At 48.0% G+C, this 22,411-nt stretch carries 14 protein-coding genes and 5 pseudogenes; 8 read left to right on the top strand and 11 right to left on the bottom strand.

The genetic code is table 11. From position 1 onward, the window contains the following. Positions 1-5: 5 nt before the first annotated feature. The 3 genes from AC4PCC_RS11020 to AC4PCC_RS11010 form a co-directional block, all read right to left on the bottom strand. Positions 6-1,130 carry an MFS transporter gene (locus AC4PCC_RS11020; RefSeq protein WP_492127404.1) on the bottom strand — a complete coding sequence of 375 codons (1,125 nt, stop codon included), beginning with the start codon at positions 1,128-1,130 and terminating at the stop codon, positions 6-8. Positions 1,131-1,198: 68 nt separating this feature from the next. Then, positions 1,199-2,293: an amidohydrolase family protein gene (locus tag AC4PCC_RS11015; protein ID WP_492127403.1), complete on the bottom strand. Its 1,095-nt coding sequence runs from the start codon at positions 2,291-2,293 to the stop codon at positions 1,199-1,201. 162 nt (positions 2,294-2,455) lie between these two features. After that, entirely contained in the window at positions 2,456-3,121 is a 666-nt protein-coding gene (locus AC4PCC_RS11010) for a TetR/AcrR family transcriptional regulator (RefSeq protein WP_492127402.1), read from the bottom strand. Positions 3,122-3,633: 512 nt separating this feature from the next. Here AC4PCC_RS11010 and AC4PCC_RS11005 point away from each other — a divergent pair. Together AC4PCC_RS11005 and AC4PCC_RS11000 are read left to right on the top strand one after the other, a co-directional pair. Further along, entirely contained in the window at positions 3,634-4,338 is a 705-nt protein-coding gene (locus tag AC4PCC_RS11005; RefSeq protein ID WP_492127401.1) for a hypothetical protein, read from the top strand. Positions 4,339-4,518: 180 nt separating this feature from the next. Continuing rightward, a pseudogene (locus tag AC4PCC_RS11000) lies at positions 4,519-4,779 on the top strand (acyl-CoA dehydrogenase family protein); the annotation flags it as partial. Between the two features lie 148 nt (positions 4,780-4,927). On the opposite strand, the gene AC4PCC_RS10995 reads toward AC4PCC_RS11000, so the two are convergent. After that, positions 4,928-5,446 carry a hypothetical protein gene (locus AC4PCC_RS10995; protein ID WP_492127621.1) on the bottom strand — a complete coding sequence of 173 codons (519 nt, stop codon included), beginning with the start codon at positions 5,444-5,446 and terminating at the stop codon, positions 4,928-4,930. Between the two features lie 80 nt (positions 5,447-5,526). On the opposite strand from AC4PCC_RS10995, the gene AC4PCC_RS10990 reads away from it, so the two are divergent. Further along, a complete protein-coding gene (locus AC4PCC_RS10990; protein WP_492127400.1) occupies positions 5,527-6,870 on the top strand; it encodes a hypothetical protein in 1,344 nt (447 codons plus the stop codon). A gap of 814 nt (positions 6,871-7,684) precedes the next feature. Here AC4PCC_RS10990 and AC4PCC_RS10985 read toward each other — a convergent pair. Further along, positions 7,685-8,349, bottom strand: a pseudogene (locus tag AC4PCC_RS10985) (SOS response-associated peptidase family protein). Positions 8,350-8,444: 95 nt separating this feature from the next. Beyond that, positions 8,445-8,711, bottom strand: a complete 267-nt coding sequence (locus AC4PCC_RS10980) for a helix-turn-helix transcriptional regulator (protein WP_492127399.1) — start codon at positions 8,709-8,711, stop codon at positions 8,445-8,447. Between the two features lie 686 nt (positions 8,712-9,397). Between AC4PCC_RS10980 and AC4PCC_RS10975 the strand changes: the two are divergent. From AC4PCC_RS10975 to AC4PCC_RS10965, 3 genes and pseudogenes are all read left to right on the top strand, one after another. After that, a pseudogene (locus tag AC4PCC_RS10975) lies at positions 9,398-9,481 on the top strand (hypothetical protein); the annotation flags it as partial. Beyond that, positions 9,474-9,824, top strand: a pseudogene (locus AC4PCC_RS10970) (recombinase family protein); the annotation flags it as partial. The pseudogenes AC4PCC_RS10975 and AC4PCC_RS10970, both read left to right, overlap by 8 nt. A gap of 74 nt (positions 9,825-9,898) precedes the next feature. After that, complete coding sequence (locus AC4PCC_RS10965) at positions 9,899-16,471, top strand: anthrax toxin-like adenylyl cyclase domain-containing protein (protein ID WP_492127398.1); 6,573 nt, start codon at positions 9,899-9,901, stop codon at positions 16,469-16,471. Positions 16,472-16,544: 73 nt separating this feature from the next. Here the strand turns inward: AC4PCC_RS10965 and AC4PCC_RS10960 are convergent. Together AC4PCC_RS10960 and AC4PCC_RS10955 are read right to left on the bottom strand one after the other, a co-directional pair. Beyond that, a pseudogene (locus tag AC4PCC_RS10960) lies at positions 16,545-17,559 on the bottom strand (Tn3 family transposase); the annotation flags it as partial. 218 nt (positions 17,560-17,777) lie between these two features. Then, the gene (locus AC4PCC_RS10955) at positions 17,778-19,619 is read right to left on the bottom strand and encodes a glycoside hydrolase family 15 protein (RefSeq protein ID WP_492127397.1); all 1,842 of its coding nucleotides are present in this window, start codon (positions 19,617-19,619) and stop codon (positions 17,778-17,780) included. Positions 19,620-19,865: 246 nt separating this feature from the next. On the opposite strand from AC4PCC_RS10955, the gene AC4PCC_RS10950 reads away from it, so the two are divergent. Next, positions 19,866-20,774 (top strand): SDR family oxidoreductase, encoded by a 909-nt coding sequence (locus tag AC4PCC_RS10950; protein ID WP_067701920.1) that lies wholly within the window; start codon positions 19,866-19,868, stop codon positions 20,772-20,774. 107 nt (positions 20,775-20,881) lie between these two features. On the opposite strand, the gene AC4PCC_RS10945 is transcribed toward AC4PCC_RS10950, so the two are convergent. The 3 genes from AC4PCC_RS10945 to AC4PCC_RS10935 all read right to left on the bottom strand — a co-directional run bounded on the left by AC4PCC_RS10945 (position 20,882) and on the right by AC4PCC_RS10935 (position 22,044). Then, positions 20,882-21,007, bottom strand: a complete 126-nt coding sequence (locus tag AC4PCC_RS10945) for a hypothetical protein (RefSeq protein ID WP_492127396.1) — start codon at positions 21,005-21,007, stop codon at positions 20,882-20,884. 153 nt (positions 21,008-21,160) lie between these two features. Next, positions 21,161-21,349, bottom strand: coding sequence for a hypothetical protein (locus AC4PCC_RS10940; protein ID WP_492127395.1), 189 nt, complete (start codon positions 21,347-21,349; stop codon positions 21,161-21,163). A gap of 2 nt (positions 21,350-21,351) precedes the next feature. After that, entirely contained in the window at positions 21,352-22,044 is a 693-nt protein-coding gene (locus AC4PCC_RS10935) for a hypothetical protein (protein ID WP_492127394.1), read from the bottom strand. Between the two features lie 9 nt (positions 22,045-22,053). Between AC4PCC_RS10935 and AC4PCC_RS10930 the strand changes: the two genes are divergently transcribed. Then, positions 22,054-22,251 (top strand): hypothetical protein, encoded by a 198-nt coding sequence (locus tag AC4PCC_RS10930; protein ID WP_492127620.1) that lies wholly within the window; start codon positions 22,054-22,056, stop codon positions 22,249-22,251. The last annotated feature ends 160 nt before the right edge of the window (positions 22,252-22,411 follow it).

The following is a 22,411-nucleotide window of genomic DNA, read 5'->3' as shown; positions in this document are numbered from 1 at the left end:
GCCGGTTATTGAAAAGGCTTATAAATGAACGTCAGCGCGGCCATAGCGGCCGCAATGAGCGCTGCCGCAGTAAACACCGCCGTACTGTCCCCAGGAAGATACCCCATAAAGCCAGCCAGAAATTGCCCCAGGAACAGGGCCATGGAAAGGCGGGCAAGATTTCGCCCGCGCTGAGCCGGGCTGGAAAGCTGCACCATCAGATGATTCACCAGCGGGACCGAGAAGCCAAATGCACAGCCCATGACGATGCCGCCAGGCACAAAAAAGGGCATAGAGGGGGCAAAGGCAAACAGCAGATGCCCCACGGCATACAGTGTAAAAGCCAGGGCAAGCGTTACCCGCCCGGACAGGCGCCTGACCAGCTCTGGCATCAGCCACGCGGCAAAAACCGCTATCAGCGAGACGAAGGAGAGAAAATAACCGGTCTGCGCTTCACTCACCCCAATGGCGTTAAAGTGCAGCGGCAGCAGGATAATGGCGGTAAAAAAGCAGATCATCGAAAACAGTGCGGCGGTACAGGTCAGCCTTAGCGCACCGGTTTTGGCCCGCGCGGACGCGGCCATCTCTTCCGGTGCGGTGGGTGGGTCGCCCGGTATATAGGCCAGCACCATCGCCAGTAATACCCAGGCAAGCAGATAGAGCGTAAACGGCCAGCGCCAGCCTGCGGTGGCAAGTAGCCCGGCGAGAAACAAAAAGATGACGCCGCCCAATTCAATCGACATTCCCTGACGGGCAATCATTCGCATCCTGGCCTCGCCGTGATAAAACGATGAGATCAGCGCGGTGCCGCTGGCCATCACCAGCGCGGTGGGCATACCGAGTAGCAGCCTGTCGGTAAATACCGCCCAGTGCCCGTGTAGAAAAGCGCCACCCGCACCGAACAGGCCATATAAAAACAGTCCGATATGGAGTGAACGCGTCAGCCCCGCCCGGTCAATAATCCGTCCGGCCAGGGGACCAAAAAGGACCACGCCCAGTGCCGGAAGCGTCACAAGCCAGCCGGCGGCATTTTCCACGCCCAGATGGCGGGAAATGGAGGGCAGGCCCGGTACGATAACGCAGCCAACCATAATGGTCAGGCAGGCCACGGCCATCAGCGTAAAGCCACCCGTTTGTGGGAGTGTTTTCATAAATGACCTTTAATCAGTCAGGCGTGGTGACAATGTCACGTCAACCTGGGGGCTCGGGTAACGACAAATCAGAGCTTCATCAGCCGGGAGGCATTCTGCCAGGCGACGGCATTCCGTTCGGCTTCACTGACGCTCGCACTGCGGATCCAGCGGCTGGCGATATCCGTCTTCTCAAATGGATAGTCGACCGAGAACATCACATTTTCCGGGCCTATGCTGTCTAACGCACAGCGCAGCGCGGCATCGCAACAGACGCCAGAGGTGGTGATAAAGATATTCTTGCGCACGTAGTACGAGGGCACCTCTTTCAGGGCGTATTTCAGATTGGCGGTCTGGATCCGGCTGTCCAGTCGCCAGAGCTGGATGGGCAGGGTTTCCCCCATATGGCCGAGAATGATTTTAGCGCCGGGGAAACGGTCAAAGGTCCCGCTGAAGATCAGGCGCATCGCATGGCTACAGGTTTCAACCGCCCAGCTCCATACTGGCCCCCACATCTCAGGGTGATCGGTAAACATATGGGGACGATCCGGTGGATTACCCGGATGGAGATAGACAGGCACATCCAGTTCCTGCACCTTTTCCCAGAAAACATCGTAGCGGCGGTCGTCGAGATAGAGGCCGTTAGTTTCGCCGTTAATCATTGCCCCCTGCATTTTCAGCTGCCGGACGCAGCGCTCCAGCTCCCGGGCTGCCTCCTCTGGGTCCTGCATCGCAAGATGCGCAAAGCCACCATAGCGATGTGGATTGTTATGCATCTCTTTCGCAAGGCGATCGTTAGCGTAGCGGGCGAGCTTCACCGCCAGCTCTCTGTCTGGCTCAATCTGGACGCCGGGGCCGGAGAGCGACAGCACGGCGAAATCAATGCCGTTTTTATCCATCACCTCCAGACGGCCCGCACCGAAGTCGGACAGAACGGGCACGACGTTATTGAACAGCGCCGGTTTGATATTCTGTTTTGTTTCAGCCAGGTAGGTCACAAACTCCGGCAGCATAAAGTGTTCTTCCAGGGCAATAATCTTTTTCGGTGCCGATTCAGGCTCGCTGTGCGGCACGCTATCATCCGCCCTGGCCGATGACTGGCCTGCCGTCAGTAGGCTGCTGCCTACGGCAAGCGTCGCTGCGCCTGCCGCTGCGCTGCGTAAAAAGTGTCTTCTGTTACTCATCAGCCGGGTCCATTTGTTGTCGAAGGTGGAATATTAAGGAAACGGCTATCGTTTCCTTAATCGACTATACGGGCGATGACGCAGCAACATAAGCCAGCGGCTGTAAGCAACGGTGATAAAGGGTAAGCAGGCATAACGGCTGGACGGCTGGCGGCGAGACGGTTACGTCCGATGAAAGAGCAGCGGGGAGATAAACGTCAGGGCGTCGTTGATTCGGGGGCGGATATCATACGCCGGAACAGGGGGCGTCAGTCCCAGCAGGATCTCCCGCAATACGGGGGAGATAATCAGGGCCTGGAGCTGCTTAGCAGCATTCTGCGGCCAGTCAGAGTTGATAAAAGGCAGATGCTGAATGTGCTCGAACCACCTGTTCAGCAGCAGGCTTGCGTTTTCAATGCCCATCTCCTGATACATTCTCAGGAACTGCTGCTGCTTGCCCCTTTCGTCTTGCAGCAGCCTGAAGAGGGCGACAGATTCGGCAGATAGCGCCCGCTGCGCCAGCTCGGTAAAAAACAGGGTCAAAATGTGCAGGGTCTGTTCGCGGCTCTGCGGGATGGCCAGGTCGGGAATAACCCGCGTGGAGGACCAGTCCACGATAATCCTCTCAATGAGGCTCTCTTTATCGGCGTAAAACCGGTAAAAGGTTTTTTTCGCCACCCTGGCGTTCCGGCAGATCTCATCCACGCTGACCCCCTCAACGCCTTTTGTTTGCAGCAGATGAAAGGTGCTTTGCTGGATCTTGCTAATCAACGTCGCTTCCGGGACGGGCGGGCGACCCCGACGGGGGAGATCGGTTTCTGTGGCTGTACTGAGTGGATGATTTTTCATGAGGGTATTCTAATGCTTCCCGGTAATTAATCCACTGGCTAAGGCCGACAGGGGCGCCGTCACTCCTGCCACACCGCATCCATGATTATTTTCTTCCGTTTTATATTTCCCCGTGCCGGCTCGGTTTTCCCGGGCTGACTTACCTCAATCGTCACCTGGTCTGCTGCGTTAGTCATCGCTTCTGCAAATTCATCATCTGCCTTAACCTTCTCGCTGGGCACTGCCCCGAAAGTAAAGAAATCGATAATATGATCCAGGACATCCTTTAAAACGTCCCTTTGATGCTCAAAGCTTTTTGTTACTGGGTTTATTTAGTGAGCAGATGCAGATGTTACATTCATTGTGGTCACCTAACGCAAATAGATACACTTTAGTATAATTTAAATAAATTCTTTTAATATCAAAAAACGCCTATATCAGCATGTTGTATGCATAGATTAGCATCGAATCGTAAACTACTCTTATATAGCTATTCATTATCAACAGGCACTCATTTTTTAAAGGTGGAAATTATGATTGATGCAGATAAATACCAGCCGACTGGAGATGAAAGTGTAGGATACCCGCAAATATGCATACGGACAAATCGAACAGCTAAACGTACGAATATGAAGCCAATAATAGACAAGGCCGTGTCAATTGGCAAGCAATATCCCTGGAGTGAAAAGTACACAATAATTAAGGAAGTTTTTAAGTCTCTTGGAAGCGACTTCGGCGGTGGAGGATTTGGTCATGCATGGATTATTCACTTTAATAGTCCTGCGCCAGGGGATTACATTTCATATGCTTTTCATGAAGGTTATGGGTTTGTGAAAAACTCCGAGCACAGCAATATAAATGATTCAGCTGAAAGAAAATTCCACCTTCAACGTTGCATCAAGTTGAATAACAATTCAATAACACCAAGTCTAATAGAGGAAAAACTAATTCCAAAAATCATTGACGAAAGCAATATATTGTCAAAGCTGATGAAGCTTACGGATGCTGACTTGCCAAATGGAGTATACACACCAATAACGAATTGCTCCTGGTTTGCAGGGAATTTATGGAATGACATAATGAGCTTATCATATGAACAGTCCATCGAGAATGATATTAACATCGATGAATTGGCTGATAAAATGGGACTTCCATTTATAAAAAACATTAGAGCGATCGGAGATCCTGGTATGCTTGCTGAAAGTATCAAAAAAGGCCTTAATATATTAAAAAGATAATCGCTTAATAGTGATTATTGTGTTTGATAGGTTTGACCCAAGTCACCACAGTTTATTACTGAATTTGTGTCTCAAATGAGTACACCCAAAACAGGCAACCCTGTGGGACAGTTTTTCTGTCTCATTTGGGTTGTTTTCGTCTCATCCCGCTATTACGTTTTCATCATCCAGAGTTAAACGAGACAGGTGAAGCAGGATGCCCAGGTACTTCAGGTGGTGGGGCAGGTTGCCAGCTGGGCGTGGGCGGTTGAATCGACCGTCCAGCGCGCCACGCATTCGCTCCATCAGGCCTTTGAAACCCATAATAACGCTGAGGGCGAGAGTGCGATCCGGCACGCCAATATCCTTGCCGAGGTAGAATCTGCAAAAGCGCAGGTCATCGCCAGCGAACTGATTACCCGCGCGGCAGGGGAGTTATTTAACGCGCTGGGCGCATCGGATATATTGACCCGCGATGATATCCATCTCGTCCTGGGTAAATGTTGCGGGGTTTTGACCAGTACGGGCGGCTTTTCCCATTGCTAAGGTTTTCTCAGCGAGTGAGTGCAGCTCATCGGGAATATTAAAGTTATCATTTTCCTGTATGTCATCAAACAATACACCAGCTTCTTGTGCCGCATCGAGTGTCGGAGTGCACCCCTGGTAACGCCAGTTCAGACCATGCGGGTTTTACGCTGTTAAGGGCAAAATTATAACGGCACTCATGCGCCGCAGTGATATGAAAAACTTTCTCTGCCACGCCGGGGCGCAGGGTAAGTTTCACGGTTGCGCCCAGACCGGATACGCCCATCTTCTCCCTTGCACATTTCCCCAGAATACTGTCGGCTTCTGCATCGATAAGGTTGTAGTGCCTTGTGGTGCAGGCTTTCAGCATATTATCGGTATTCACGGCATTATTACCAGTACTGTCGAAAAACACACCGATGGTCAGCGTGATTTCCCGCTTTTTCTTCTTCGTAGCCTGCGCGTATTGCGAAGGCTCTGCGGTTGTCTCGCCGTTCATCCGCGCCAGCACGACATGCATCGGTTCGTCAGCATGAGGAGGTTCATCCGGACCGAACCAGTCTCCGGCGCGGGCTATCCAAATGAGACAGAAAAACTGTCTCACCGGATTGCCTTCTTTGGGTCTACTCTAATGAAACAAATAAAGCATTATCTTATGCTGGTTTTGAGTTAGGTTGCCTATTATTGTTGGCTGCATCAGCGAGCATCAGCGAGCATCAGAAGCTCACGGAAGGCTCTTTCATCAGTAGGTATCCCGTGCTCCTGTCCAACGACAGTGCAGGATTCACCGTTACTTACACGTTTGCCAGCGGGTCCACTTACGGCGAGCATCAGAAGCTCACGGAAGGTTTTATCATTAGTAGGTATCCCGTGCTCCTGTGCAACGACAGTGCAGGATTCACCGTTACTTACACGTTTGCCAGCGGGTCCGCTTACGGCGAGCATCAGAAGCTCACGGAAGGTTTTATCATAACCAGGTATCCCGTGCTCCTGTCCAACGACAGTGCAGGATTCACCGTTACTTACACGTTTGCCAGCGGGTCCACTTACGGCGAGCATCAGAAGCTCACGGAAGGTTTTATCATTAGTAGGTATCCCGTGCTCCTGTGCAACGACAGTGCAGGATTCACCGTTACTTACACGTTTGCCAGCGGGTCCTACGGCGAGCATCAGAAGCTCACGGAAGGTTTTATCATTAGTAGGTATCCCGTGCTCCTGTGCAACGACAGTGCAGGATTCACCGTTACTTACACGTTTGCCAGCGGGTCCTACGGCGAGCATCAGAAGCTCACGGAAGGTTTTATCATTAGTAGGTATCCCGTGCTCCTGTGCAACGACAGTGCAGGATTCACCGTTACTTACACGTTTGCCAGCGGGTCCTACGGCGAGCATCAGAAGCTCACGGAAGGTTTTATCATTAGTAGGTATCCCGTGCTCCTGTGCAACGACAGTGCAGGATTCACCGTTACTTACACGTTTGCCAGCGGGTCCACTTACGGCGAGCATCAGAAGCTCACGGAAGGCTTCACCATAACCAGGTATCCCGTGCTCCTGTCCAACGACAGTGCAGGATTCACCGTTACTTACACGTTTGCCAGCGGGTCCACTTACGGCGAGCATCAGAAGCTCACGGAAGGCTTCACCATAATCAGGTATCCCGTGCTCCTGTCCAACGACAGTGCAGGATTCACCGTTACTTACACGTTTGCCAGCGGGTCCACTTACGGCGATCATCAGAAGCTCATGGAAGGCTTCCTCATAATCAGGTATCCCGTGCTCCTGTGCAACGACAGTGCAGGATTCACCGTTACTTACACGTTTGCCAGCGGGTCCACTTACGGCGAGCATCAGAAGCTCACGGAAGGCTTCACCATAACCAGGTATCCCGTGCTCCTGTCCAACGACAGTGCAGGATTCACCGTTACTTACACGTTTGCCAGCGGGTCCACTTACGGCGAGCATCAGAAGCTCACGGAAGGCTTTACCATTAGTAGGTATCCCGTGCTCCTGTGCAACGACAGTGCATGATTCACCGTATTTAACCCTGGCGGATGCGACATCCAAAACAATCCTGGGGTTATTGTCAAACTTTAGTTCCTTACTAATTTCCTTTCTTACTGTATTTAATACGTTATTTGGGAAAGAAGTTCGGTTAAAAAAATCTAAAATTTCGATTACATTTGCAGTCCATAAGTGGGCACGGCGCGTAAGTGGAAAAATCAATTTCTCTGTAGCCAACTCAGATAGTTGACGAGGATTTTTCAGTGATGGTATTTTATCAGGTGTATTGGAAATATTACTGACTTTAGCAGCTATTTCTGTAACTGCCCTTTGATACTCAGAGTCTATTGTTAATGGGCTTGGTTGGGGAGCAGGTGCAGATGTTACAATCATTTTAATTACCTCACGCAAATAGATATATTTCAGTATAATTTCAATAAATATTTTTTAATATCAAAAATCGACTATATCAGCATGTTGATTTGCAGTTATTGTGAGCCCAATGAAATGGAATGCGAGCCTGTCAGGCAGATTGCGAGTCGGGGGGATTTCGATTGCGAGCCGCTACATCTAGCGGTTCGCAATCGCATCAGCTAACCATCAGCCGGGCAGACTCGCATTCCATTTTTGCCAGCTCACAATTACTGAAAATGAATAAAAGTTTCTTCTGGCTACAGATGTCGAATGGTGGGCGTTTAAGCTCTTATGAGGACGAGTGAATTTCTTAGCATCCTGCCTGTTCTGAGTAGGCAAAATTAGAATTTCAGCGTGTGGATAGATGAAAATTTCATTTTCACTTCGCGTGAGCCGTAAAAAGATGATTGCGGGCCGTTAAAAATACCTATTCTGGATCGATGAGACTCATCCCTTGATTTCTGACATTGCCAATTTTTTCAGATACTGGGTACCAGTCAAAATCTTCACAGGGGAGAGCGCTCTCGTGCATAAGTTCAGCCGCCCTGTCTGCCGACGTTTCTGAACTAACCCATTCCAAAGCCGCGGTGGCGTTGAGTACAAGCGGCATCCGGTCATGTATGTCTACCAGACCTACATCGCTGGCCGCAGTAACAATCACGAATCCCTCTCTGCCGGCTTCTTTGTCAAAAGGAGCGCGTCCTGTAGCCGCAAAAAATAGCGGCTTATTGTCGCGATGATATATGAAATAAGGCTGCCTCGCTTTGCCGTCACGTTTCCATTCATACCAGCAATTTGCCGGGACAATGGCTCGCCCATGACTGAAAAGCGGTTTAAACATCCGACCGATGGGGGCTGTTTCGCTTCTGGTGTTAATCAGGGGTGCCTTGTGCCACCACTCCGGGAATAGCCCCAGTAGACAGGATCTAAGTGATACTCGCCATCACGCTGACTAATGATGAGCACACGCGTTCCCGGCGCTACGTTGAAACGTGCTATGGGCTCCGCATCAAAAGTTATCTGCTCAGGTGTTAGCCCGAGGTCGCTAAAATATTCGTTCCTGCTACTGAACTGAGCAAATCGTCCGCACACATAACACCTCGGCCAGATCAAATATCATTACTTCTGAGTGTAGTTTGTGGTTATCACACAGGCGGAGATAAAGCTGAATGAAGGGGGCATACCTGTCATGACTGAACAGATAATCCGGACTGCAGGTACAGTTCCAGGACCTGAGCTGCAAAAGCGTCATCGAGAATATAAAAGTAGCACTCAGGAACATTAAGGACTCTGGCCAGTGCACATATAACCTGGAATGAGGCAGTATAGGTACCGCTTTCATACTGGGAGATACGCGATCTCGCCGTAGATTCGTCAATACCAGCAAGCGTACCCAGCTTCTCCTGTGTCAGGCCAGCGCGCCGTCGGGCATCTTTCAGTCTGTGTGGGATCATGATGCGTCGTCCGTAGAAAAGATTGACGACATGTTTAGCTTCACTTAACATTCGGTTTGTTTAGAGTTACTAAACACCCGGGGCGACGTACTCCGAAATATTACGCACGACATGAGCTCCTGACGGAACCGCGCATACTTACTGCTGAGAATTTCCAGCGCGGTATCCTTCGCGAAATCTGCATCTCGCTTTTCAGAAGATGCGATGGCGTTGCGTATTTTCTCGAAGGCATAGCTGAAATCACCCGGAGTCTTCATTGATGCAAACATAAATGTTCCCCATGTAATAATTAGGTGGTTTATAATAAATAAAGCAACCAATTAACTCGCAATCATTGACCACCTGATAATAAGCAGGCATACAGCCACGCATTTAAATTACCGTATCACCTTCTCTACAGAATCCGCTTTCTGCCCAATATAGCACTTTCCCGGAAGCGGCGATCCGCTGCAGATCGCACAGTGGCTGCAGGCCTGCCATGATTCCGGCATTGCCGTCCGGATGCAGCTTAATGAAAGCACCACACCGGAGGAGGGTACTCTGCCTGCGGAGCAGCAGCACAGACTGAATGAAATCCGGGACTCGCCGTAAGGCAGTCAGACCAGATAAAACCGCAGAAGCATCCTGCCTGCCAGATGCTGAAACCACCACACCTGGCACGAAAGATGAACTGAAAAGTAAAGGGGTCTGAAGCCTTTGTTCACGAACTGGCACAGCGTGTGCTGCAACACGGAGACGCACTTATGACCATCGCACAACAACTCGAGCAGTGTTCCCACTTCATGGCAGGCGCTGTCAGATAAAGACCCTTCGCTGGATGATTTAATCACCCGCGCCGTGATAACCGCCATCAATAACATGCTTATCGACCTGATGGCTGCGATGTCGCATAAGGACTGGTTGAGCCGTCGCCTGCGGCAAAAACAGGGGATTGAACGGGCCCACTCGCTGGGTAAATATCGGGGAAAACAGGCCGATCAGGAACGGCATCAGAAAGTCCTGTACTACCGACAGGTCAAGAAACTGAGCATCCGCGAAACCGCAGAGGCCACCGGGTACAGTTGTTCTCAGATATGCCGTATTCAGGCCCTCTACATAAATAAGGTGTTTTAATGAAATCAATTTTTTTTTAATGATGATAAATAAGGGGGGTTTAACAGCCCATTACGGATCAAGGATGGAACTATATGCCACATGTAAACCCACCAACCCCCACCTCATCAAACACTATATCCTGGGTATCCCGGGATCGTTCAAATCCGGAAGACCAGGATATCTGGTTTGACACCATCGACCACGTTGAAATGGAAGAGACCTGGTTTGACGCCAGTGAAGGGCATCATGCTGATCCGTCATCTTCTGCCGGAGAAGCCGCAGAGTCCCGGGTACCGTTCACGGAAGACTGTCGCCGCGGCGTTCAGCAGTTTGTCCGTACTCTGGGAGAATACGGGGAGAATAAAATGCTTTCTGCCTGCCTTTCTAAAATACTTCCCGGCACCCCGGCCAGTCTAGTCCTCGCGGCAATCAGTCTGTTTACCGCAGTTACTGAGCGACGGAATATAGATACCGCAGCACTGCATGCCCTCGGACTGGCATCAGGGTACCTTCCTGAGAATATTAATGTTGTATCCCGGCTGGCAAGCTTTATCCGGGATACCGTTACCGGCTGGACGGATGAGACTTTTCTGCAGCATTTTCTGGGCAACGAAGACAATCACACTTCCATCTACCTGTTTACAGCCCTGGCGGTTACGGCTATTGTGGCAGGGCGCTGGATGAAAGACGTAGGGCCCCCGCAGCGCGGTGTTCTGAAGGTCCCGGCCTTTATGGCTAATCTTCTTATCCGCGGCAGTCATTACTGGACTGCGCTGGGAAATATGGCGAGCAGTCCCCCGTCCGGCGTGGAAATCCCGGAAAACACCGGCATATCACAACACGCTCCCGCTTTTGAGGTCGATACACAGGTGGAAATGACCGGAGATGTATGTGATGCCACAGCTTCCGGCACCTCAGCACCACGGCTCACCGCATTCTCGTCAAATTCAACTGCCCATCCTGAGGCTTACACCCGGGCGACGTTACAGAACAGGCCCGCGCCCGGGGAAATTACCCGTCTCCCTGTGCCTGAACAGGCGCATTATCTGGCTGTGGAGAAACTCCGGCATGAAAGCGGTCTTTCAGACCTGCTGTACTGTACTAACCTGAAGACTGAGACCTGTCAGCAAACAAACGAAAAGATTATTACCAACACGTATTTCAATACAAAATGTGATGCCATCGCTTATCCTGAACCGTTGACGAAAGGGGCTGATAGCATACCTGTACACACAGAGATACCAGAAACACAGGTATCCTCGGCAGCAACAAGCCAGCGTGGCGGGGATGCTTTGCTTCCCGTGGCAGCTGCGGCGGTTATCGTGCCGGTGGTCAATACATATATCCAGCCGCTGAAAAGTAAAACGATGATTGGTGCAGTCTCTACTTCCGGTCTGACCGCAGCTATCGTGTGCGGGAAATGGCTGCTTGATTATTTCGTACCAGGGAATACTGGGAAAGGCAGCGAGGTAAATATAAAAAAAGATGAAAAAGCAAGACAGGATGAGATAATTCAACCTGATGGGTTAAATACACTGGAGGAAGTTCGAAAAGAACAAACCAAATGCCTTTCTGTTTTGTTTGAAAATAAAAATATGGATACTGGAAATGCACATGATGTAATAAATAATCTTGTCACTCACCTTTCCAAAGGGAAAAAAAATTCAAGAATGAATAAGGTGATCAACTGCTTGTTAGAACCATTCAATATATATGTTCCACGAAATAAAAATATCACTACGGATAATTTAAAGCGTTTAGTTTTAATAGATTACCTGAGTGCTTATATACTTGATTCTGATTTAGAAGAGTGGTTAGTGAATCAAATAGCAGACATTAAATCAAATAAAAAATTATCGCTCAGCAGCAAAATATTATCAGATAAGTTTAAAGATGTGATTAAAAAGCATCTGTCAGAACGTTTACTGACTAAAAAAACAATAGATTTTTATAAAAAAATAGTATCATATGAAATCCCAGCTTTACTTCCTGAATACATGGGAGGGGCAGGTGAGGATATAGCACATATTGATATATTTGAAGCACAATGGGGACTTGTGCATGCTGGTGCTCTTTTGCTCCGTGATAACAACATCAATATCAGCAATCTCAGCCTGGAAGAAATTGAAGAAGTAGGGATTTCCTTGAGTGTGATATTGAAAGAAGGTGCTATACCTGAAGAGTATAATCGATACTTAAACACACCAGTAGCTGCCTATTCATCATGGAATAAAGATGGTGCTTCCGTATCATCAAACGCAACTGAGAACGATATAAGCAAAGCTCGCAAGGATTATCATTCATACATTGATGGCTGGGTGGTAGAGAATAACCCATATTTAAAATTTAATAATTTGATTGAGAAATGGAAAACAAGAACAGAAATCGCCACTAATATTTTTCGTGAGAACAATATCAATATTGAAAAATATTTAACGTATTATTTGGATGCGCATGATAAATGGATATTCAGACAAGGTGAAATATTAGATATAATGGAAGGTGGCGAGCAATTAGTGGCAGCTAATGATATTACCCTTCCAGACATTGATGAAATATTTCAAAAACAAAATCAAGCGATAGCTGATATTATATACGATTTAGATAAATTATTGCTTCCGGTTTTATTTGATTCATCATTGAATGATGATGAGAAAAAATTCATACAAAATTCAAGAGTGGATTTAATAAAAGCTAACGTAGGCAATTTGTCATCTGGAGGAAAATCATCTGCTTCAGGAGATACAAAACATAGTATTCCTGAAGAGGTTGATTTTATTCTCTGTACCTCGGGAGAAAATGTTCGTTTCTACTCTATCTTTATGAATGAAAACAGCAAAAATTACACAATAAATCGAACGGACCCGGACAGAACAGCAGAAGATGATGAGAAAATGAAGGTTTTAGGGAAAGCTCTCATTGAGGCACAAAAGGATGGAAAACGGTATTATTTAGAATCTTATAAAACGATAAAAAAAGAAGGTGAGAGCATTTCTTTATTAATAGAAAATCTGTCTCAGGAACATAGATCCAGGATGAAGGATCGGCTTTATGAAACAGGTTATGACAAAACCACAGCAGAAAAAGTGAAAGAAACTTTTCTTAGCTTTATTCCTTTCTATAGTTGTATTTCTGAATCCATAAAAGGAAAAACAGGACATGCATTAGCGAGCTGCTCAGTGGATATACTTTCAATGTTACCACCCGCATTCAGTGCTGCAAAAATAGCGGGAAGATTTGGTCAGGCTCTGACATCCACGGGAATTACAGCGATAAAGTATGGTGCCAGACAGGCTATGATTTCTCAAATGATAAAACAGGCAGGGATAAAATTTATCGAGTTATCGCCAAATATTGCGAAAGAAATATCGCCCGCGACGCTTAAAGGTCTGGGTATCTCATTGTTACGCGCTCTGGATCCAGGGGGAGAGTTAATCGTCCTGGGTAGCTATAAGGGGGTCGGCGCATTGAACCGGCTTATCCAGAAAATTTCTGGTGAAGGTGCTGGAATTAAGAAACTTTCCGCAGCTATGCGTACTCGTGCTTTCATGCATACTGATGCTTCAAAAATAAAAACCAAGTATTATCCTGGAGATGGTCCCGGACTGGGCAGGGAAATTAATGTCGTCAGGGTTGATAGTTATCAGGGTAGTGATATATGGGCTGAGCTCAATTCAGAGTTAGGTGTCCCTTTTGGAAAGAAATATATAAGTGATAACGATTATATTATTATGGACGCTCCCAAAGCACATCGAAGCAAAATGCCAAAAAAACAAGGTCCAGGCACAGTAAATAATGGGGGGGAGAGATTTCCTTTGTTAGCCGCACTTCCTGGTGCGTCTGATGTTATATTATATAACAAAGCGATACAACGTACTGCCAAAAAATATGGTGTTATAATTAGTGTCAGATTTCCAAACCCACGGGGTACGACTTTATTAAAAGAAGGCTATCCCTCTAAAAACTTTCATTTAAAAGCAAAATCCAGTGGAACAGGACCCACTTCAGGATTTATTGCTGAAAACCCCCATTACTCAAAGGTTTCCCCTGATAATTATGAGAAGCAGAGTAAAGCGATAGAGGAGGCCATGGGAAAAGGGGCTGAAAGTGTTCAGTTAATATTGAGTAAGGCCAGAATACAGGAATTGATCGCCACTGGAGAAATATCTCATCTGCAGTTGGATACTTACTCAGCAATCTATCCGGGAGGAAAAAAAATATTTCATATCGGTGACGATGGGGCGGTTTTTGACGATAATCATCTGCCTGTTAAAGTATTGACAAACCCACCGGAAGCAGGAGCGAGTTCAGGAACGAGCAATATTAACTCCAGGCCTGTCACGGCAGATTATGATTTATTCTGCATTATCCCCAGACAACAGCAAGACTATAATATTAACCCGATTGAATTAAGACCTGTTCTTATAAAAGGAAAGTTTGAACTTGTATCTTTAAAAAATAAAAAAATAGGAGATAAGGGGGAGGATAAAAATAAAGGAAATATTAATTTTTTCACGGAAACAATAATTAATAATTTGAATAAAGAAGTTAATATTGAAGGTTATCAGGGTGGTAAACTATTCTGGCATAATGATGAATCGATGAATCCTTTTAGCCCTGGCCTGGATATGAGTGATAAGCCGATTTTCTTTCTTCCGTCAGGACAGATGACTCAAGCCCATACAACTGAACAGTTAAGAAATCTATACTCAACATTTAAAGAAAATGGTTTCCATGCAGAATTCAGTCCCAGATTCAATGTTTATTCGCCTGCCATAAGTAAAGTCTCGATGGAGGAGAAAATTATCAATAAACTATCCGTACCAACAAAAAGTTTCACTGTTGATTCTCTGGAAAGCAAATTGGTTATCGTTGATGGAAAAAATAAGAAAAAAATAAAGTGCATTGAAATGAAAGGCAAGTATCTTCCTTACAAAATTAACCGTAATGTAAAAGGAGGGGCAATTTCGGTTTACGACCTTAACGATAAGGATAAGTGGGGGTATCCAGTTTATATGAATGCTAATAATGAATGGACCTTTGGTGTCTTTGGGAGTGGGCTTAGTTTTGCTTTCTCTGAGGAGAATATAATTGGTAGTGCGCTGTATAATAAAATTACGAATAATTTACCAGGCATCCCTTTTGTGCAAAAAAACTTCTCTCCGGTAAACTCAAGAAATATTGTTGAGAATGCCAAAGGAGAAAATTTTATTAAAATAAATAACAAGTTGTTCAGGATAGTTCCGAATCCATATTATAAAGGACATTATATTCTAGGGGAGCCTGGAGGGGATCATTTATATTGTAAGTATGACAGTGTAACTGACAAATATGTGAATGTAGAAAACTATTTAAGAAAAAGTGGTATTGATGAGCGTAAATATCATAACCCTGATTCTCCCGGGTCAGATGAATTTGATTCAGATTTATCTATTAATTCAGATATAGAGGAAGAGTCATATTCAGACATTCTGGTACCAGAGCAACAATTGCCAGTACAACAATCGCCACATCCGGATTTCAGTTTAGTATGGCGCTCCTCTCTGAGGAATGCCTTTCCGGAAATTCCGGACGGTGCTTATGCAGATTTGATTAGTAGAGATGGGGCTATCTATCATTTCCCTAACGGCCCCCTGAAGGCTTTTGATGCTACATTCCCACCTAAAATAATGACAGAACAGGCATATCAATTTAGTTTACAGCAATACCTTAGCCAGACGTTTGGCGAAGGCAATGTTATTATTTCAACATGTCAGAACATCATTAACTCTGAAAGCGAAAACATGAGGGTGCTTGGAGGGAAAATAATAAATTCTGCCAGAACAGCGCTAGAGCAATCTGAGCGGCTCGTAGCGTTATTTGGTGAGTCATTATCACGTCATAGAGTGGCTGAACATTTAAAAAATTTGTTAGGTATTGATGATGATGCTGTGATTAATGAGGCTGTTAACTTTATTGAAATGGCAGTAAATAAAAATGTTGAAATTCTGCAAAAAACTACTTCAAATAACTTCAAAAACATTTACATTTATAAATTCAATCAACTTGAAAGTATATTGGAAAAAGGTGAGGCAACGAGTACGAATGCTTTTACCTATTCTCAAGATCCTGAGAACAGAATACATTTTAACGCAGGAACCATGATTGATAATACAGCTAAAATAAGGGGAAGGAGAGTTTATTTGGCAAAAAAAGACATTACGAGCATAAGCCAGGAGTATCAAAATATGATATTTTTGCATGAGCTAACTCATTTGTCCTCTAATACTGAGGATTACCTGTATGCATATAGTGAGGGAGGAACATGGGATTATGCTTCAGCACAGGAATCTATAAATCAGTTTAAGGAGCGCGCGGTTGGCGGTAAAATGAATGATAACTTCTATTATGATGTAATTGGAAGGAAAACAATGCGTGAAGCCCTAATTACAGATATAGAGAAAAAAATGGCCATTGATATTCTTAATATAGATTATATGCTGAAAGCTAAGCTTATTCTTAATAATGCGGATAACCTTGCAACCATTATTAATGATATCGATAAGGAACTTCTTCCTGCCTCAAGGAGAAAAAGATACGCGGCTTATATAACATCATCAGAACATCTCAATTTCATGAGGGTTTTGTATGCCATGGCGGGGTATCCTGTATTAAGTGGGAACTGAACTAAAAAAGTAGAGCATAAAAAAATGTAGAACAATTTTATGGGGTTCTACGCCGGAACCCCAGATTTTTCCGTTATCCCAGTTTCAGCCCGGCAACCAGCGCATCCAGGTCAATAATCTCATTGCTGCTCTGGAAGGTATAATGCCCGTTCAGCAAAATATGCTGCCAGGCCACCGGTGATATTCGGGCCAAAGTCTCAATGCCCTTGGCGTTGCCTTCCGCTTCCAGTCGTTCCAGCAATCGCGACAGGATCGCCGAGTTGTAATACACGATCGCGTTGGAAATCAGCCGCCCGCACTGTATACGTGCACAGTTTGCGGACCAGCGTCCCCTGAGTCATTTCTTTCAGCCCCAGCGTGGCGACGATGCGATCGAGATTGCTTTTTTCGCGGATGATAAGGTCCCGGTCAATCTGTCCGGCGGGCTGGATCAGGCATTTTTTATAGGCCGATGGATCTCTGATGCAGTACAGCTCCTGCAACTGCCGGTTCAGGTCCGTAAAATGAGGTTCAAAGCGCAGGCCAAACCAGTGCAGGATCGCAAAGTTGGCTTTATTTATGCTGTGCATGTCGCCGGTGATGGCCGTGGGTTTCACCTCTGAGGTGTTGCGGTACCAGATATCAAATACATGGTGGGCTTCATAGTCGTTCGTGCCAATCAGGTAACCGTTGATCGGGATGTGGTTACACAACAGTGTGTAGGCCACCATGCCTTTACCGCGGCCGAAGTATTTACGTGAATGTCGGGCCTTTACTGTCGGCCGTTCAATGCCAAACTTCTGCCCGTCAACGGCACCATAAAGCATTTCCGGATCAAACGAATAGTGCGGAAAAATAGGCAGGGCCTCTATGGCATCGGTGATGCAGTCATTAGCCGTGACCAGTGACGCCAGGCGGAGGTACTGTTCGTACGTGGTTTCCAGCACATGGAACGGAATATCGCTGGTTCGTGCCATCACATGATTACCGTGATTCATCGCCTGGGCAACGATGACCGCCATCAGGCTGTCTGCATCGGCATTCTTTTTGGCATAGCGTGGCTGTAGCGGCTTCATGGCATGAAGAAAACGGCACTGCCCGTTAACAAACATCCTGGGCCTCGATCAGGCTATTAGTTACAACATACAATAAGCTATCATTGATTTCACCTGACCATTAGCGTAGATTTTTACTCTGTTAAGCACAGCAGAAGATGAGAGGTAAAATGCCGCTATAGTGGTTCTTCGCTGTATTTTAGCCCGGCGATGACACCGGGCAGGGGAGCAGAGTTAGCTTACGCGGCATGAATGCGTCCGCGATTGATATATCATTCAGTGTTGCTACCAGAATGTGCTTCGCCAGCCGTCGAGATCCTCTGGGCGGCACAGATGAGCGCGAGGTGGCTAAGACCCTGAGGCAAGTTGCCGCGCCAGCTGCCCGTTCTGACGTCAAACATCTCATTGAAGGTCTCAACGTTACCGCGATCGCACAGGCTGTCGAGGATCTCATTCATGGCATTTTCTGCCCGCTCGCGTTCGCCCATGGCCGCCCAGGCCTCAGCCAGCCAGAAAGAGCAGGCGACAAAGGTGCTCTCCTCCTGTTCAACGCCGCTGTAGCGATAAAGCATCGCCGTATCATGCCCCAGTTCCTTCTGAATCGCCTGATAGGTTGACAGCATCCGCTGCGGATTTACCGTATTGCCATAGTGGTAAACCAGTGCCATCGAGGCATCCAGTCCGGCTTCGCTCTCGGGGTAGAACAGATACGCCTGTTTTGATTCGGACCAGCAGTGCGTTTCAATCCAGTCGCGGATGCGATCGCGCTCACGCTGCCAGCGCTTAACCCAGGTCGGCTCAATATGCTTGCCTTCCGCCATGGCTACCGCTGAATCCAGCGCCAGCCAGCAGGCCATTTTAGAGTGGGTATAGTGCTGCTCTTCAGGCAGTTCCCAGATGCCGGAATCCTTCTGCCGCCAGCTGTCGGCGCAGCAGTTAGCCAGTTCTCCCAGCATACGTGAAGTCGCCAAATCCAGCACGTGACCCGCTTCGATAAACAGCTGCGCGGTCGCCAGCATATCGCCATACATACTCAGCTGGACCTGATCGCGCGCGTTATTTCCCACCCGCACCGGCTGGGATCCCTGATATCCCTTCAGCGGCAGGTAGCGCTCTTCCGGGACAATTCCGCCCTCGAGGGTATAACAGGCACGTAGCTGCACGCCGTGACGAATGATGGTGCGGGTTAACCAGGAGAATGCCGCCTTACAGTCTTCCAGTGCACCAAGGTAGACGAAAGATTTGATAATCAGGCAGGCATCACGTACCCAGGCATAGCGGTAATCATAATTTTTCTCGCCGCCAATGCCTTCCGGCAGGGAGGTGGTGGCGGCAGCGGCCAGTGCGCCAGTCGGTGAGTACCACAGAAATTTTAGCGCCAGCGCAGAGCGCTTAACGTGACCGGGGAACAGCCCCTCGTAGCTCAGGCTATTGACCCAGTCGCACCAGGCCGTATGGCTGGTTTCGATTCGTCCATCGATAGCAGTCAGTTCGGGCACCGCCAGCGGCTCTTTTTCCGTCGCCAGAAGCGCAATCAGCGAACGTGAGCCAGAGGAGGTAGTGAACTGACCGGTTATCTGCTCGTCGCTGCTCTCTTCAAGGGTCACGTCATCACTGGTGCGCAGCATAAGCATCAGATCCGCAATGTGAAAAACGGTTCCCTGCTGCGTTTCCGCACGCCAGGGAGAGCGGGTTTCCGCCACGGTGCCAGGCCGCATGCAAAGCGTAAACGCCACTTCGCCTTCAACGCCCTCAATGCGTCTGGCCAGTTCACTCCACGGCAGCCGTCCGGCCAGGGTGCTATTGATCGATTCAGTCACCCGCGCCACGCCCGTTTCAGTTTCAAAGCGGGTTTCCAGCACGTTGCTGTTTTCACGATACTGGCGCTGAACGGAGTAGGGCTGCACGGGCTCAAGCTGGAAATATCCGCCGATCTCATCATCCAGAATACGGTCGAACAGCGGCGGGGAGTCGAGATTGGGGGCGCACCACCAGTCAATGGCGCCGTCGGGCGCGATCAGCGCAACGGAACGGCCTTCGCCAATGGCGGCATAATCACCCAGATCGGCATAGCCCTGCTTGCGCGTTGGGCTCTGATACGTTTTGTTTTTCACTCGGCACTCATCCTTGTCAGGGAGGGGTTATACGCGGCCAGGAAACGGCTTTTGCGCAACGGCATTGGACAGAATAAGTGAATCATTCCGGCCCGGTCTTTTTTCATCCTGATTGAAAAGTATAGATAATTTTTGCCGAAGTTCACGTGGCTCAGAAAAAAAGGTTACCGGGAACAATACCTGGCGATCGTGAAATCCTGTTCTATGCTTAGTGGCAACACCGCCCGAAATTAACAGGAGCATACTATGACTAGCAAGAATGGCCTCCCGGCATCACTGAACCAAACCAACAGCGATGCTTATCCCGTTCCGCCTTTCGAGCGACAGAAGCAGCCGTTTCCTGGTCTGGCGAGCAAAATGAATCCCCGTCCCGATCACGGCGAAACCTCCTACAAAGGAAGTGGACGCCTGGCCGGTCGCAAAGCGCTCATTACCGGGGGTGATTCCGGTATTGGCCGCGCCGTCGCCATTGCTTATGCTCGTGAAGGCGCTGACGTGGTGATCAACTACCTGCCAGAGGAAGAGGAAGATGCGCAGGAAGTGATCAAGCTAATCAAGGAAGCAGGCCGTAAAGCGGTTGCTATCCCTGGCGACATTCGTGAAGAAAGCTTTTGTCAGAATCTGGTAAAGCAAGCCGCTGAACAGCTGGGTGGACTGGATATCCTGGTCAACAACGCTGGCCGTCAGCAGTACCATGAATCTATTAAAGACCTCTCGACTGAGGACTTTGACGCCACCTTCAAAACCAACGTTTATGCTATGTTCTGGATAACAAAAGCTGCGCTGGATCATCTGCCACGCGGCGCAACTATCGTGAATACCACCTCGGTACAGGCTTACCAGCCAAGCGATATTCTGCTGGATTACTCGCAGACGAAAGCCGCCATCGTTGCCTTTACCAAATCACTGGCAAAACAGCTGGGGCCGCAGGGAATTCGCGTTAACGCGGTCGCCCCCGGACCCTACTGGACCGCACTACAGTGCTGTGGCGGACAGCCGCAGGAGAAAGTTGAGCAATTTGGTGCCACCGCGCCGCTGGGCCGCCCAGGCCAGCCGGCTGAAATCGCGCCGCTGTACGTCACGCTCGCCTCCCAGGAGAGCACTTACACCTCTGGTCAGGTTTGGTGTTCTGACGGCGGTACCGGTACGCTGTAACAGACCAGGATGCCGTCTTAGCGGCCTCCTGATGCAGTAAAAAAAGGCCAGAGAGAATGCGTTCTCTCTGGCCTTTATGCAGGGTGCGAAACCCTGGCCTGCTTAAGTCAACCGGTCGCGTGTTGCCAGGCGGGGTGAGGCAGGGTATTCATGTCAGCAACCATGCTCCGGAGTTTATCAGGGAGAGGATTCCATTTCGCCAGCTGTCGCTGTTCTGCGGTTAAGTCGAGCATTTTACCTCCTCATTAGTGCCAAAGGAGGCTATTGCCTCCTTTGGTTCTCCTGGCCATCAGGCACAATAACGATTGTTCCATGAATCTCGATAGATAATATTAGACAGGTAATTTCCTTATCTGTGTGTATTAAATATTGGGTTGTTCAGCGTTTCACCATTTCACATAACGACCAAAAATAATCATTACGGCTATGAAGAAAACACCGATTGGCCAGACGGGACTACCGGGGAAGAAATGGGCCTGAATTAAGGCAAAAACGATTGCTAGCACGGTTGGGCCGTAGACCGAAAAGAAGAAGCGCCCCTGCCACCGAAAGAAACGTTTGATATAAGTCATCATAGTTATTGGATCATCCTCCTGATGATGTCCACAATGTCGTTATTTGATGCCCATTGCGCTTCGATAGCGCCCGCTTTTTGGAACACTGGCTCAATGAGGAAGTAGAGCATTTCCAGCCCCTGAACATAAAGAGTAGAATAATAGGCAGGGAATTGAATATGCAGACGATGAGCACTGTCCGCAGCTTTCTGCACTACTCCATAAACACCAACAGCGGCAATACCACGGGAGGCCCAAGTACCGGCAAGAGCGCTTATTTCGAGGCTGAGTTTTAACCCAATACGAACGCTGCTGGCAACTGCTAACGTAAATCCGGCACTGGTGAGAGAACTGGCGGCTATATGGACATTTACGGCCATGAGGCACTTCTTGATGTATTCTAATTGCTCAGATGTTTTGTATTTGAAAATTTCTTCAAAGTAGATCCGAAGCATCTCATAGACCACATCACCGTGGCGTATTACTTTATAAACGGCATCCCTGAAACGCAGGTCTTCCGTCTTTTGTTGCTGGCAAACATCGTTATATTCATCAGTAAAACAGGACGTGTAATACAGCAGACGGGTCGCGCCCTTTCCTAATGTTTCAACTTGATTTTCAACCTGTTGTCCAACGGCAGAAACTGCATGGTCGAGCTTCAATGCGAGGATCTTGTTGGCCTGAAGATAGCTGATAACTTCATTGTTGTTGTACATAACCGCTCCATGCTAATTTTTATTAAATCCAGTTTTCCATTATACACCACGCTTCAGGAGATGGTGAGCCGGGTTCTTTCTGATGAAAGGCAGCGGTTGGGGCGTATTCTGGCGGAGCGGTTTGATGACTCGACAATTGCTGAGCTGGATAAGCTGATTGAGCGTGATATAAACGCTTTTATGAGCAACTGTCATTCTGCGATGTGACCGGCATTTTCCGCTTTGTTAACGAACCGTGCCGCTTCCTCCCTGCAATGAAACCATTACAGCCCCGTTATGCAAAAAAATATGCTGATGCAGACAGTCTTATGACGGTCATCGTTGCTCAGGCGATGAATCAGACGATTCACTCGCCAGATAACCTGGT

The organism is Erwinia sp. L03-1 (assembly GCF_058686115.1).
The sequence above is the reverse complement of the archived record's forward strand: the minus strand, read 5'-3'. Positions and strand labels throughout refer to the sequence as shown.